Consider the following 13256-nt stretch of genomic DNA (forward strand, 5'->3'; position numbering starts at 1 on the left):
TCGGCGCTCGTCGTCCGCCCCCGCCGTGAAACGCCTTCGCCGCGGCCCGCACAGGCGGGCCGCGGCGAAGGCGGGGGAGGACCCGGCGGCGGCAAGGGCCGTGAGACCGCCGCCGGGCGTTTCTGTCAGGGGTGCCGGGGATCAGCAGGCGCCGAGGTCCTTCCAGACACCCCACTCGCCGGTCGTGCCCGGCTCCTCGTTCTGGGTCCACCACTGGGCCTTCCAGGTGTGGCCCTTGTGCGAGACCTCGCTGCCGCCGGTGTAGACCGTGCCGGCCACGTACGCCGGCGCGGTGCAGGTGCCACCCGTCGGAGTCGGCGTCGGGGTCGGGCCCGTGGGCGTGGGCGTCGGGGTCGGCGTCGGGGTGGGAGTGGAGCCGGTTCCCGGCTCCACCACCGTCGTACCGCGCGCCAGGTCACCGGCGAGCGCGTACGTCGTGCCGCTGATGTTCACCGTCCAGTTCGACGGGGTCGAGACCGGCAGGTAGTAGTTGAACGCCACGTCCACCGTCGCGCCCGGGGCCAGCGACTGCCAGGCCGGGAGCTTCAGCGACACCCGGTGGAAGTCGCCCTTCAGACCGCCCACGTTGTTGCCGGTGTGGTCGCTGCTGATCACCTTCGTACCGAAGCCGGACTGGTCGGAGGCGTTGCCCGGAGCGGCGGTCGCGTAGTCGAACTGGAACTCCGTGCCGCCCGGCAGTGCGACGGAGGTGTTGTTGGTGATCTTGATCTTCGGGGTGATCGGGTAGTTGGAGTCGCCCAGCTTGAACTCGGTGAACTCCACGCCCACGTTCACGGCCTGCGCCGGCAGCGCCGCGTTCGACTTCTTCGCGCCGTACGGAGCGGCCGCCTTGAACTTGTCGTACATCAGCGAGGTGAGCGTGGAACCCATCTCGTACTGGCCCTTGCCCGCGTTCCAGGCGTAGTCGCCGGCCATCTCCCAGACCATCGTGCCGCCGATGCCCTTGCTGACGACGTAGTCCGCCTTGGCGGCCACCGACTGCTCGTCCTCCGTCGACAGGAAGACCTTCTTCTCGGCGTTCCACAGCCACGGCGCGACCAGCGTCGCGTCGTACTTGCGGGCGTAGGTGCCGGTCAGCGTGGTGTTGGCCGGGAAGCCGTACTGCGTGACGTAGTCGCCGACGATCCCCTTCTCCAGGTTCTTCGCGTGCCACATCGGGTTGGAACCGGCCGGCGACTCGACGCCGTTGGTGTCCTTGTCGTGCCACAGGTTGTCGATGCCGACGGCGCCGTCACCGCACTTGGTCAGCCCGGACCCGGCCGGACAGGTGGTCGCCGCCGCCTTGCCCCAGAGTCCGTCGGTGCCGCCCTGCACGTTCTTGTGGCCGCGGGTGTAGTAGGGCAGACCGATGTTGATCCGGCCGGCCGGCATCGAGCCGCGGAAGTAGTGGTACGCCCAGTCGGTGTTGAGATAGCCGATGCCGCCGTACTGCGAGGTGGAGTACACGCTCGCGGCGGCCAGCTCGGCGTCCTTGCCGTCGTCGAAGAGCGAGGCGTTGGGGCCGACGTACTCGTTCCAGGCGCCGTGCAGGTCGTAGGACATGATGTTGACGTAGTCCAGATACTTCTGCATCTGGAAGGTCTCCATGCCGCGCAGCAGGTAGCCGGAGGAGGGCGCGGCGACGGTCAGCAGGTAGTGCTTTCCGTCGGCGGCGCCGGCCCGGTCGAGCTTCTCGCGCAGGGACTTCATCAGCGCCGCGTAGCCCTGGACGAGGCCCGCGCGGCGGGCGTTGGAGATCTGCCAGTCGAGCGGGTTGCCGGCGTCCTTCATCGTCGTCGGGTACTCGTAGTCGATGTCGACGCCGTTGAAGCCGTACTTCTTGATGAAGGCGACGGCCGAGTCCGCGAACGTGTCGATCCCGGCCTGGTTGACCGAACCGTCGGCGTTGGTGGCCATCGAGTAGAAGCCGCCGGAGTTCACGCGGTTTCCGCTGTCGTCGAAGTAGCCGCCGGTCTCCGCCCAGCCGCCGACCGAGATCAGCGTCTTGACGTCCGGGTGCTGCTTCTTGAACTTGTTGAGCAGGTTGAAGTGGCCCTTGTACGTGTACGCCGGGTCCATCTCCGCGCCCGCGACACCGGGCCAGGTCATCCCGGTGGCCGCGTTGTCCGGGCCGTCCGCGCCGACCGACAGCCTGTTGTCGGAACCGATGTGTCCGAAGGCGTAGTTGATGTGGGTGATCTTGTCCCACGGGATGTTGTTGGCGAGGTAGGCGGGCTCGCCGTTCTTGCCGGTGCGCCAGCCGGTGAAGTAGCCGATGACCCGGCGCTGGTGGTCCGCGCCCATCTTCTCGCGGCCCTCGGTGTCGTAGACCGAGCAGTACGGGACGTCGACACCGGGGGTCTTGTACAGGCCGTCGGGGCGACAGCTCTCGTTGTCTGCGGCGTGCGAGACACCGCCGGAGAGGGAGCTGAGCAGCAGTCCGGCGACGGCGGCGCCGGACGCGAGCAGCGAGGCTCTCGTCCTCGTGGGGGACAACACGATCGGTTCCTCCAAGGGAGGTTGGCAGAACACAACGAACAAAGGGGTGGGTCGTGTTGAGCCCGTGGAGTGCGCACACCGGCGGGCCGTACCTCGGAGGTGACACGGAGATTAAGAGGACTAGACCAGTGCGTCAATAGGTCTGGACCAACGAAGGTGGGCGACTCCCTTGTGAGCCAGCCCACAGGACCTCACCCGCATGGCCGGTAACCAGCCGTGGCACACTGGCCCTGTATCAGCAGCAGCGCACTCCGGGGTCGGTGTAATTCCGAACCGGCGGTATAGTCCGCGACCCGTCCGCAGCCAGCGGCCGGTTGACCAGGTGAAATTCCTGGACCGACGGTGAAAGTCCGGATGGGAGGCAGTGCGCGGCGGGCGACCCTTCAAGGGGCGCGTCGGCCGTATTTCCGCTGGTCGCCGTCCTCGGCGACCGGTGTATCCGGCGTCGACGTCCCCGTACGAAGCGTCGTACCCGCTCTCTGTCGTCATCGACAGGCCCCGGAGTCCGTGCCCGAAGAGGCAGGAGGACCCGGTGGCAACGCCAGCCGACATCGACGCCATGCGCCGAGCCATCACGCTCGCCGCCCGCGGCCTCGGCTCCACCAGCCCCAACCCGGTCGTCGGCTGCGTCATCCTCGACGCCTCCGGACACCAGGTCGGCGAGGGCTTCCACCAGCGCGCCGGCGGACCGCACGCCGAGATCCACGCCCTGCGCGCGGCCGGTGTCCTCGCCCGCGGCGGCACCGCGTACGTCACCCTCGAACCCTGCAACCACACCGGCCGCACCGGCCCCTGCGCCCAGGCCCTCATCGAGGCCGGCGTCAGCCGCGTCGTGTACGCGGTCGGCGACCCGAACCCGCAGGCCACAGGTGGTGCGGACACCCTGCGCGCCGCCGGTGTCGAGGTCGTCCCCGGCTTCCTGGCCGCGGAGGCCGAGGCGGGCAACATCGCCTGGCTCACCTCCGTACGCCTCGGCCGCCCCTTCGTGCTGTGGAAGTACGCCGCCACCCTCGACGGCCGGATCGCCGCCGCCGACGGGACCTCCCGCTGGATCACCTCCGCCGAGTCCCGCGCCGACGTCCACCGGCTGCGGGCCGAGGCCGACGCCGTCGTGGTCGGCTCCGGCACGGCCCGCGCCGACGACCCCCACCTGGCCGTACGAGGCATCGAGGGAGCCGTCCAGCCCCTCCGGGTCGTGGTCGACACCGAGGCGAGCGCCGTGCGGCCCGGGGCCCGGATCCTGGACGACGCCGCACCCACCCTGATCGCCATCGCCGAGGACGCCGAGACGGATCTCCCGGACGTCGTACGGCTGCCCAGGGCGGAGCGCGGCCTGTCCGTGCCCGCTCTCCTGGACGCCCTGCACGAGCGCGGCGTCCGTTCCGTACTCCTCGAAGGCGGCCCGACCCTGGCGGGTGCCTTCGTCGCCGCGGGAGCCGTCGACAAGGTCGTCGGCTACCTCGCACCGGTCCTGCTGGGCGGGGGCCCGAACGCCCTGGCCGAGGCCGGAATCACCACCATCACCGAAGCGTTCCGGCTCGACGTGACCGAGACCGTGCGCATCGGCCCCGATCTTCGTATCACTGCCACTCCCAAGGAGCGCTGAGCGTGTTCACCGGAATCGTCGAAGAGCTGGGCGAGGTCACCGCCGTCGAGAAGCTGGCGGACGCCTCCCGCTTCCGGCTGCGTGGTCCCCTGGTCACGGAAGGCGCGAAGCACGGCGACTCCATCGCCGTCAACGGTGTCTGTCTCACGGTCGTCGAGTTCGGCGACGGCGAGTTCACCGCCGATGTGATGGCCGAGACGCTGCGGCGGTCGTCCCTCGGAGCGCTCGAGGTCGGCTCCCGGGTCAACCTGGAGCGGCCGATGGCCGTCGGCGACCGCCTCGGCGGGCACATCGTCCAGGGCCACGTCGACGGCACCGGCACGATCGTGGACCGGACCCCGTCCGAGAACTGGGAGATCGTCAAGATCTCGCTGCCCGCCCACCTTTCGCGGTACGTCGTCGAGAAGGGCTCGATCACGGTCGACGGCGTCAGCCTCACCGTCGTCGAGGCCGCCGAGGACTGGTTCACCATCAGCCTCATCCCCACCACGCTCGCGCTGACCACGCTCGGCATCAAGCAGAGCGGCGACCCGGTCAACCTCGAGGTGGACGTCATCGCCAAGTACGTCGAGCGGCTGCTCGGCCCTACGCCGAAGGAGAACGTCAAGTGAGCTGGCTCAACTCCGAGGCGTTCACCGCCTTCGGTCAGCACATCATGTGGTCCGACATGATCGGCAACACGATCGGTCTGATCGCCCTCGCGCTCGGCTGGCGGCGTTCCATACTCACCTGGCCCGCGCAGCTGCTCTCCGGCGTCATCCTCGTCGGCGCCTACGCCTCGGCCCATCTCAGCGGCGGTGTCGGCAAGCAGCTCCTGGTCATCGGCGTCGCCGCCTGGGGCTGGTGGCAGTGGAACCGCGGCAAGCAGCGGTCCGAAGACGGTGGTGACGGCTCCATCGCCGTCCGCTTCGCGAGCTGGAAGGAGCGCGGACTGCTCCTCGCCGGCGCGGTCCTCGGCACCCTCGCCGTCGGCGGCCTGTTCACCCTCTACCCGTCGCTCTCCTGGAGCCCGTGGGCCGACGCGTACATCTTCGTCGGCACGCTCGTGGCGATGGTCGCCCAGGCCCGTGGTCTGGTCGAGTTCTGGTTCGCCTGGCTCCTCGTGGACCTCGTCGGCGTCCCGCTCGCCTTCTCCAGCGGCCTGGCCTTCTCCGGCCTGGTCTACGTGATCTACTTCGCCCTCGTCATCTGGGGCCTGCGCGACTGGTGGCTCCGGACGCGTACGCCTTCCGCTCTGCAAGGGACGGTTCTCATCTCCGTACACCGCGCCGACGAACCGAAGCGCGGAGCTGCACGCGCTGCCCTCCTGCCGGCGCAGGTTGAAGACACGATCGAAGGGACGCAAGCATGAGTGCCCTGCCGCTCTGGGACGCCACCGACCTCACCCTCGACCCGGTCGAACAGGCCATCCGTGACATCGCCGCCGGCCGGCCCGTCGTCGTCGTCGACGACGAGGACCGCGAGAACGAGGGCGACCTCGTCATCGCCGCCGAGACGGCCACCCCCGAGGTCGTCGCCTTCATGATGAGTGAGTGCCGCGGCCTGATCTGCGCCCCCATGGAGGGGGACGAGCTGGAGCGCCTCCAGCTCCCGCAGATGGTCGAGCACAACACCGAGTCGATGCGTACGGCCTTCACCGTCTCCGTCGACGCGTCCCCGGCCCACGGCGTCACCACCGGCATCTCCGCCGCCGACCGCGCCACCACGCTGCGGATGCTGGCGAGCGGCGAGTACGAGCCGTCCGACTTCGTCCGGCCCGGTCACATCTTCCCGCTGCGCGCCAAGCCCGGCGGTGTCCTGGTCCGCAACGGCCACACCGAGGCCGCCGTCGACCTCGCCCGCCTCGCGGGCCTGCGCCCCGCCGGCGCGATCGTGGAGATCGCCGGCGAGGACGGCGTGATGCTGCGCCTGCCCGAGCTGGTCCCGTTCGCCCGCAAGCACGGCCTCACGATCATCTCGATCGAGGACCTGGTCGCCTACCGCCGCTCCTCGGAGCCGACGGTCCGCCGCGAGGCCGAGGTCCGGCTGCCCACGGCGCACGGCGACTTCACCGCGTACGGCTACCGCTCCACCGTCGACGGCGTCGAGCACGTCGCCCTCGTCCACGGCGAGATCGGCGACGGCGAGGACGTCCTGGTCCGGGTCCACTCCGAGTGCCTGACCGGCGACATCTTCCACTCGCTGCGCTGCGACTGCGGCCCCCAGCTCCAGGCCTCCATGGACCGCATCACCGAGGCCGGCCGCGGCGTCGTCGTCTATCTGCGCGGCCACGAGGGCCGCGGCATCGGCCTGCTGTCCAAGCTGCGCGCGTACGAGCTCCAGGAGCGCGGCCGCGACACCCTCGACGCCAATCTGGAGCTGGGCCTGCCCGCCGACGCCCGGGACTACGGGGCCGGCGCACAGATCCTCGTCGACCTCGGGGTGCGCAGCCTCCGGCTGATGACCAACAACCCCGAAAAGATCACCGCCCTCACCCGGCACGGCCTGAAGGTCGAGGGCCGCGAGCCCATGCCGGTCCAGGCGGGCGAGCACAACCTCCGCTACCTGCGCACCAAGCGCGACCGGATGGGGCACGACCTGCCCTGGCTGGATGCCGGCACGGCGTCCACCTGCGCAAACCAGTAAGTCGGCAAGAGAACGGCCAGAAGGAGAGACATGAGCGGCAAGGGCGCACCCGTCCTCAGCGTGAAGAACTGCGGTGACCTCCGGGTCGCGGTCGTCGCGGCGCAGTGGCACGAGAAGATCATGGACGGACTCGTCGACGGCGCGCTGCGGGCCCTGCACGAGCTCGGCATCGACGAGCCGACGCTGCTGCGCGTCCCCGGCAGCTTCGAGCTGCCCGTGGTGGCGAAGGTCCTCGCCGGGCGCGGCTACGATGCCGTGGTGGCGCTCGGCGTCGTCATCCGCGGCGGAACGCCGCACTTCGAGTACGTGTGCCAGGGCGTCACCCACGGCCTCACCCAGGTCTCGATCGACACCGGCGTACCCATCGGCTTCGGCGTCCTGACCGTGGACAACGAGGAGCAGGCCCTCGACCGGGCCGGCCTCGAGGGGTCGAGCGAGGACAAGGGCCACGAGGCCGTCACCGCCGCCGTCGCCACCGCGACGACGCTGCGCACGGTCAGCGAACCCTGGCGCTAAGTACGCGACCCTCACCCCGTACTCTTAGGACCATCATGGCGAACAAAACCTTCGAAGAGCTCTTCGCCGAGCTCAAGCTCAAGGCCGAGAACGGCGACCCGGCCACCTCCCGCACCGCGGAGCTGGTGGACAAGGGAGTCCATGCCATCGGCAAGAAGGTCGTCGAGGAGGCCGCCGAGGTCTGGATGGCCGCCGAGTACGAGGGCAAGGAAGCCGCCGCCGAGGAGATCTCGCAGCTGCTGTACCACGTCCAGGTGATGATGGTCGCCCGCGGGATCTCCCTCGACGACGTCTACGCGCACCTCTGACACGGGCACCTCTGACACGCCCATCTCCGAGCGCACACGCCACACCCTCCCCGAAACTCTCAGGCAAAGGAAGCTCATCCCATGCTGCGCATCGCCGTCCCCAACAAGGGTTCACTGTCCGGACCTGCGTCGGCGATGCTCCATGAGGCCGGCTACCGCCAGCGCAAGGAGTCCAAGGAGCTCGTCGTCATCGACCCCGAGAACGAGGTCGAGTTCTTCTACCTGCGCCCGAAGGACATCGCGATCTACGTCGCCTCGGGCAAGCTGGACATCGGCATCACCGGCCGTGACCTGCTCCTCGACTCCGGCGCCAACGCCGAGGAGATCCTCCCGCTGAACTTCGGCCGGTCGACCTTCCGCTACGCCACCCGGCCGGGCACCGCGAAGGGCCCCGAGGACTTCCACGGCATGACGATCGCCACCTCGTACGAGGGGATCGTCGCCAAGCACCTCGCCGACCAGGGGATCGACGCCTCCGTCGTCCACCTCGACGGCGCCGTCGAGACCGCCATCCAGCTCGGTGTCGCCCAGATCATCGCCGACGTCGTCGAGACCGGCACCAGCCTGCGCAACGCGGGCCTGGAGGTCATCGGCGAGCCGATCCTGAAGTCCGAGGCCGTCGTCATCCGGCGCGAGGGCGCCGGCACCGACGACACGCAGGTCCAGACGTTCCTGCGGCGTCTCCAGGGCGTCCTGGTGGCCCGCAGCTACGTGATGATGGACTACGACTGCCGCGCCGAGCACCTGGAGCAGGCGGTCGCCCTCACCCCGGGCCTGGAGTCGCCCACGATCTCGCCCCTGCACAACGAGGGCTGGGTCGCGGTCCGGGCCATGGTCCCGGCCAAGGAGGCGCAGCGGATCATGGACGACCTGTACGAGCTGGGTGCCCGCGCCATCCTGACGACGGCCATCCACGCCTGCCGCCTCTGACGGCAGGTCTCCGAGGTACTGAGGAACACCGATGTCCGAGTCACCGACGCCCACCCTCCCCGTCACCTTCCGGCCGGGCCGCACACGTGCGGTCCTGCTGACCGTGGGACTGGTGCTGTTCGCCGTCATCACCGCCGTCGCGCTGATGCTGGAGCGGCTCGGACCGGGGGAGCGGGTCAGCTTCGTCTTCACCGCCGCGCTCTTCCTCGGCGTCCTCGTGATGCTGAGCCGCCCCAAGGTCGTCGCCGACGACGAGGGGGTCACGGTCGTCAACATCACCCGGACACGCCGACTGGCGTGGGCGGAGATCCTGCGGGTCAACCTGCGGCCCGGTGACCCCTGGGTCTTCCTGGACCTGAGCGACGGCACCAGCCTGCCCGCGCTCGGCATCCAGCCCGGCGTCGCCAAGGAACAGGCCATCCGCGACGCCAAGGCCCTGCGGGCCCTGGCCGACAGCCGCGGCACCGGGCAGGACGCCGACTGAGTCCCCCATACGGGGCCGACCCCCTGCCCCAGGCGGGGTCGGCGTGGCTACTCTGGAGGCGGTGGTGCCGAGCGGCACCACCGCCTCGCGTGTACAGGGCCGCCGCCGCGGCCCGCGAGGCCTCCCTGCGACCCGAGGAGTGACTCCCTCCAGCAATGGACGGATCGTCCGGTAGTACCTGCGCCGCCCCCTTCACGGAGGCGGCGGCATGATCATCCCGCTTCTGCTGCTCGCCGCAGCCTTCCTCCTGATCCTCGCCAACGGCTTCTTCGTGGCGGCCGAATTCGGCCTCGTCACCGTGGAACGCCCCGACGCCGAACGGGCCGCGGCCGCCGGCGACCGGCGCGCGCGCACCGTCGTCAAGGCGCTCGGCGAGCTGTCCTTCCAGCTCTCCGGCACCCAGCTCGGCATCACGATCACCTCCCTCGTCGTCGGCATGCTCGCCGAGCCCGCGCTCGCCCAGCTCCTCGACGGGCCGCTCACCGCGACCGGCCTGCCCGAGGGCGCCGTCCCCGGCGTCGCGGTGGCGATCGGCATGCTGCTCGCCTCCGCCGTGCAGATGGTGGTCGGCGAACTCGTCCCGAAGAACTGGGCGGTCTCCCGGCCGCTCCAGGTGGCGCGGTTCGTGGCCGGACCGCAGCACCTCTTCTCGTCCCTCTTCCGGCCGGTCATCGCCCTGCTGAACCGGGTCGCCAACCGGCTGGTCCGGCTCCTGGGCGTCGAGCCCACCGAGGAGCTCGACTCCGTGCGCACCCCCGGCGAGCTGGTCTCGCTGGCCCGGCACTCCGCCCGGGCGGGTGCGCTGGAGCAGGACACCGCCGACCTCTTCGTACGGACCCTGACGCTGGGCGGTCTCACCGCCCAGCAGGCCATGACACCGCGGGTGAAGATGAGCGCCCTCCAGTCGGACGCCACCGCCGCCGACGTCCTCAACCTCACCCGGGCGACGGGGCTCTCCCGCTTCCCGGTGTACCGCGACCGCATCGACGAGATCGTCGGCATGGTCCATCTCAAGGACGCGCTCGCCGTGCGCCCGGAGGAGCGGCACCGCACGTCGGTCGGCCGCATCGCCGTGCAGCCGCTGCTCGTCCCCGAGACCCTGCCGGCCCAGGCGCTCCTGGAGCGGCTGCGGCGCGAGCAGCCGATCGCCGTCGTCGTCGACGAGTACGGCGGTACGGCCGGGGTCGTGACCCTGGAGGACATCGTGGAGGAGCTCGTCGGCGAGGTCCGCGACGAGCACGACACCGCGGTCGACGAGCGGCCCGAGCTGACCGCCGTCGCCGCCGAGGACGGCAACCCCGCCTGGGAGGCGGACGGCTCCTGCCGGGTGCACACCCTGCACCGGATAGGCCTCGACGTCCCCGACGGCCCGTACGAGACGGTCGCCGGGCTCGTCGCCGATCTGCTGGGGCGGATCCCCGCCGCCGGGGACCGGGCCGAACTCCCCGGCTGGCGACTCCTGGTGCGGCAGGTCGACCGCTATCGCGCCGAGCGCGTACGGATCGTACGGACGGCCGAGGTGCCCCCCGTGCCGGAGGCGGTCCGATGAGCCTGTTCCAACTGCTGTTCGCCCTCCTCCTTGTGGTGGCCAACGGCTTCTTCGTCGGCGCCGAGTTCGCGCTCGTCTCCGTACGCCGCAGCCAGATCGAGCCGCTCGGCGGCAAGCGGGCACGCCAGGTCCTGTACGGCCTGGAGAACCTGCCGCAGATGATGGCGGCGGCCCAGTTCGGCATCACCATCTGCTCGTTGACGCTGGGCGCGGTCGCCGAGCCGACCGTCGCGCATCTCCTCGAACCGGTCTTCCACGCCGTGGGCGTGCCGGAGGGGCTGATCCATCCGCTCGGCTACGTCGTGGCGCTCGCCGCGGTCGTCTTCCTCCATCTCGTCATCGGCGAGATGGTCCCGAAGAACCTCGCGATGGCCGCGCCGGAGAAGACCGCGCTCTGGCTCAGCCCCGGACTGGTCGGCTTCGCCCGGCTGTGCCGGCCGGTGACCACGACCCTTGGCGCGTGCGCCCGGCTGGTCCTGCGGGCCTTCCACGTCGAGCCGAAGGACGAGGTGGAGGCGGTCTTCACCAGTACGCAGCTCGGCCGGCTCGTGGAGGACGCCGGCCAGGCCGGACTGCTCGACCCGGTCGAGCAGGAGCGCCTGGAGGACGCCCTGGAGCTGGGCAGCCGCCCGGTGACGGACGTCCTCATCACCCCGGCGGCGCTGGTGACGGTCCCGCCGTCCGTGACCCCGCGGGAGATCGAGGAGCTCACCGTACGCACGGGCTACTCACGCTTCCCGGTGTGCGCCGAGGGGCGCGGTACGTTCATGGGCTTCGTGCACGTCAAGGACGTCCTGGACGTGGAGGAGCGGGAACGGGCGGTGCCGCAGCACATCTGGCGCCCCATGGCGACGCTCCGCGCCGAGCTGCCGCTCGACGACGCGCTCACCGTGATGCGCCGGGCCGCCACGCATCTCGCCCAGGTCGCGGACGCGTCCGGCCGTGTGCTCGGGCTGGTCGCGCTGGAGGACGTCCTGGAGAAGCTGGTCGGCGAGGTCCGCGACCCCGCCCACCGCGCGCCGACGCTGTCCACGGTCTCGGATCCCCGCCCGGCCCCGGCCCCGGCCCCGGCCCCGGCGACGGAGGCGCTCGCGACCTGACCTAGGTCACCGCCCGGGCCGGCCCGGCCCGGGCGGTTCGAAAAAGACCTCGGCCGGAGGCGAATCCTTTCCGGACCTCCCCGCCTCTTGTCTTCGTACCGGCCGAACGGGCCGGCGGAACCGGGAGGAAACACGAATGATGATCACTGGTCTCGTAGTGATCGGAGCCCTGCTCGTGGGCGCGTGCAGCTGGCACCTGATGCGGCGCTCCAAGGGGCGGAGCTGACCAGCGCCTCGGCCCGGGGGAGCCTTTCGGGGAGGAGTCGCGGATGAACCAGCGCTTCCGCTGGCCGGACGAGCGGCTGATCAAGGCCGCTCAGGACGGTGACGTCACGTCGCTCACCACCGTCGTCATGGAGTCGCAGCCTCATGTGCGCAAGTTCGCCCTATCGCTGTGCGCCTCCCCGCAGGACGCGGAGGACGCGGCGCAGGAGGCGCTGATCATCCTCTACCGGAAGATCGGCACCTTGCGGGCCACTGGCGCGCTTGCCTCATGGATGTTCCGGATTGTGCGCAACGAATGTCTCCGGCACGTACGGCTGTTGCTCGTCTCGCGCAGCGACGAGACATCGGCCGAACAGGAGGCGTCTGCGGAACCCTCCGCCGAGGACGCGGTGCTGCACAGGCTGGAGGCGGAGCGGATCGCGGCCGCGGTCAGTGCCCTTCCCCGTGACCAGCGGCAGGTCCTGATCATGCGGGACGTACAGGGCCTGCCCGGCAGGACCGTCGCCCATGCGCTCGGTCTGAGCAACGCCGCGATGAAATCGCGGCTGCACAGAGCACGCGCAGCACTGCGTCACTCGCTGACAGGGACCGACCACACACCCGATCAAGCCATCGACCGACCAGCCGGAGGAGACGCACGACCGTGAATACCGTGAAGCCCGTGAAGCCCGCGCAGGCCGGGGCCACCGCACAGTCCGCCGCACCCGGGACGAACTTCGCCGGCAAGTCCGTCCCGCGCCACCTGGCACGCGGCGCCATCGGCTTCGGGCTGATCATCGGCTCGATCGCCCTGGTGCCCATCGCCGGCCCGGTCACCCTGCTGGCAGCCCCGCTGGCCCTGATCGCCTTCCGCGGCTGCCCCACCTGCTGGATGGTAGGCCTGGCGCAGACCATCTCCCGCGGCCGTCTGGAGCGCGAGTGTGTGGACGGCGTCTGCACCCTCACCAAGGCGCACCCGCCGGCGAAGGCCACGGACGAGCCGGCCGCCTCCAGGTGACCCAAGCCGGGCGAAGAGGGCCGGCCGTCCTGGGACACGTCCTAGTCGTCCTCGTCCTCGAAACTCCATCGGAGGTCGACGCGTGCGGCGGGAGCAACCGCACGCACAGTGTTGTGAGCCCCCTGCTCGATCGTGTCGGCCCAACTGCCGAAGCGGGTCACGATGATCGGGTATTCGCTCCACGCGGAGACCTGCCCCGCCGACGTCTCCTCTCCCACCGCCACGTCCCTGTCAAGATCGTGCTCGGTGAGGAACGCGGTCAGCGCCTCGGCGACACGCGCCGTCTCTCCCGGCTGCAAACCGGAGACGTCGAGGCTGAGGCCAACAGGTATCGACATGGGCCCAAGGTACCGACCACCACTGAGCCCCACCTCCACCGCCCATCCGCAGCGCGCCGCACGGTCGGATCCAGCTCCT

At 70.5% G+C, this 13256-nt stretch carries 14 protein-coding genes and 1 riboswitch; of the genes, 12 read left to right on the top strand and 2 right to left on the bottom strand.

Annotation, left to right across the window (positions count from 1 at the left end; all coding sequences use genetic code 11):
• Positions 1–141: 141 nt before the first annotated feature.
• A complete protein-coding gene (locus tag FDM97_RS12955; protein WP_137990563.1) occupies positions 142–2499 on the bottom strand; it encodes a chitinase C-terminal domain-containing protein in 2358 nt (785 codons plus the stop codon).
• 242 nt (positions 2500–2741) lie between these two features.
• Positions 2742–2871, top strand: a riboswitch (FMN riboswitch).
• Positions 2872–3031: 160 nt separating this feature from the next.
• Between FDM97_RS12955 and ribD the strand changes: the two genes are divergently transcribed.
• The 12 genes from ribD to FDM97_RS13015 all read left to right on the top strand — a co-directional run bounded on the left by ribD (position 3032) and on the right by FDM97_RS13015 (position 12839).
• Positions 3032–4105, top strand: a complete 1074-nt coding sequence (ribD, locus tag FDM97_RS12960; protein WP_137990564.1) for a bifunctional diaminohydroxyphosphoribosylaminopyrimidine deaminase/5-amino-6-(5-phosphoribosylamino)uracil reductase RibD — start codon at positions 3032–3034, stop codon at positions 4103–4105.
• 2 nt (positions 4106–4107) lie between these two features.
• A complete protein-coding gene (locus FDM97_RS12965) occupies positions 4108–4716 on the top strand; it encodes a riboflavin synthase (RefSeq protein ID WP_137990565.1) in 609 nt (202 codons plus the stop codon).
• 44 nt (positions 4717–4760) lie between these two features.
• Complete coding sequence (locus tag FDM97_RS12970; protein ID WP_432816284.1) at positions 4761–5456, top strand: nicotinamide mononucleotide transporter family protein; 696 nt, start codon at positions 4761–4763, stop codon at positions 5454–5456.
• Complete coding sequence (locus FDM97_RS12975; protein ID WP_137990566.1) at positions 5453–6730, top strand: bifunctional 3,4-dihydroxy-2-butanone-4-phosphate synthase/GTP cyclohydrolase II; 1278 nt, start codon at positions 5453–5455, stop codon at positions 6728–6730. Before FDM97_RS12970 ends, FDM97_RS12975 begins: the two co-directional genes overlap by 4 nt.
• 30 nt (positions 6731–6760) lie before the next feature.
• Positions 6761–7246 carry a 6,7-dimethyl-8-ribityllumazine synthase gene (ribH, locus tag FDM97_RS12980; RefSeq protein ID WP_137990567.1) on the top strand — a complete coding sequence of 162 codons (486 nt, stop codon included), beginning with the start codon at positions 6761–6763 and terminating at the stop codon, positions 7244–7246.
• A 35-nt stretch (positions 7247–7281) separates the two neighbouring features.
• Positions 7282–7554, top strand: coding sequence for a phosphoribosyl-ATP diphosphatase (locus tag FDM97_RS12985; protein WP_053643769.1), 273 nt, complete (start codon positions 7282–7284; stop codon positions 7552–7554).
• Positions 7555–7635: 81 nt separating this feature from the next.
• Complete coding sequence (hisG, locus tag FDM97_RS12990) at positions 7636–8484, top strand: ATP phosphoribosyltransferase (RefSeq protein WP_137990568.1); 849 nt, start codon at positions 7636–7638, stop codon at positions 8482–8484.
• A gap of 31 nt (positions 8485–8515) precedes the next feature.
• On the top strand, positions 8516–8968 hold the full coding sequence (locus FDM97_RS12995) for a PH domain-containing protein (RefSeq protein ID WP_137990569.1): 453 nt from the start codon (positions 8516–8518) through the stop codon (positions 8966–8968).
• A 208-nt stretch (positions 8969–9176) separates the two neighbouring features.
• Positions 9177–10517 (top strand): hemolysin family protein, encoded by a 1341-nt coding sequence (locus FDM97_RS13000; protein WP_137990570.1) that lies wholly within the window; start codon positions 9177–9179, stop codon positions 10515–10517.
• Positions 10514–11617, top strand: a complete 1104-nt coding sequence (locus tag FDM97_RS13005) for a hemolysin family protein (RefSeq protein WP_137990571.1) — start codon at positions 10514–10516, stop codon at positions 11615–11617. Before FDM97_RS13000 ends, FDM97_RS13005 begins: the two co-directional genes overlap by 4 nt.
• A 269-nt stretch (positions 11618–11886) precedes the next feature.
• Positions 11887–12489 (top strand): RNA polymerase sigma factor, encoded by a 603-nt coding sequence (locus tag FDM97_RS13010; RefSeq protein ID WP_175439106.1) that lies wholly within the window; start codon positions 11887–11889, stop codon positions 12487–12489.
• The gene (locus FDM97_RS13015) at positions 12486–12839 is read left to right on the top strand and encodes a hypothetical protein (protein ID WP_254705572.1); all 354 of its coding nucleotides are present in this window, start codon (positions 12486–12488) and stop codon (positions 12837–12839) included. Before FDM97_RS13010 ends, FDM97_RS13015 begins: the two co-directional genes overlap by 4 nt.
• A 41-nt stretch (positions 12840–12880) precedes the next feature.
• Here FDM97_RS13015 and FDM97_RS13020 read toward each other — a convergent pair whose 3' ends face one another.
• Positions 12881–13177, bottom strand: coding sequence for a hypothetical protein (locus FDM97_RS13020; protein WP_137990572.1), 297 nt, complete (start codon positions 13175–13177; stop codon positions 12881–12883).
• Positions 13178–13256: the final 79 nt, after the last annotated feature.

It is taken from the genome of Streptomyces vilmorinianum, assembly GCF_005517195.1.
Lineage (GTDB): Bacteria > Actinomycetota > Actinomycetes > Streptomycetales > Streptomycetaceae > Streptomyces > Streptomyces vilmorinianum.

What these genes read in the sequence shown, in the direction of transcription:
- FDM97_RS12970 (WP_432816284.1), top strand. Translation starts at nt 4,761, where the DNA reads ATGTGGTCCGACATGATCGGCAACACGATCGGTCTGATCGCCCTCGCG.
- FDM97_RS12975 (WP_137990566.1), top strand. Translation starts at nt 5,453, where the DNA reads ATGAGTGCCCTGCCGCTCTGGGACGCCACCGACCTCACCCTCGACCCG.
- ribH (WP_137990567.1), top strand. Translation starts at nt 6,761, where the DNA reads ATGAGCGGCAAGGGCGCACCCGTCCTCAGCGTGAAGAACTGCGGTGAC.
- FDM97_RS12985 (WP_053643769.1), top strand. Translation starts at nt 7,282, where the DNA reads ATGGCGAACAAAACCTTCGAAGAGCTCTTCGCCGAGCTCAAGCTCAAG.
- hisG (WP_137990568.1), top strand. Translation starts at nt 7,636, where the DNA reads ATGCTGCGCATCGCCGTCCCCAACAAGGGTTCACTGTCCGGACCTGCG.
- FDM97_RS12995 (WP_137990569.1), top strand. Translation starts at nt 8,516, where the DNA reads ATGTCCGAGTCACCGACGCCCACCCTCCCCGTCACCTTCCGGCCGGGC.
- FDM97_RS13000 (WP_137990570.1), top strand. Translation starts at nt 9,177, where the DNA reads ATGATCATCCCGCTTCTGCTGCTCGCCGCAGCCTTCCTCCTGATCCTC.
- FDM97_RS13005 (WP_137990571.1), top strand. Translation starts at nt 10,514, where the DNA reads ATGAGCCTGTTCCAACTGCTGTTCGCCCTCCTCCTTGTGGTGGCCAAC.
- FDM97_RS13010 (WP_175439106.1), top strand. Translation starts at nt 11,887, where the DNA reads ATGAACCAGCGCTTCCGCTGGCCGGACGAGCGGCTGATCAAGGCCGCT.
- FDM97_RS13020 (WP_137990572.1), bottom strand. Translation starts at nt 13,177, where the DNA reads ATGTCGATACCTGTTGGCCTCAGCCTCGACGTCTCCGGTTTGCAGCCG.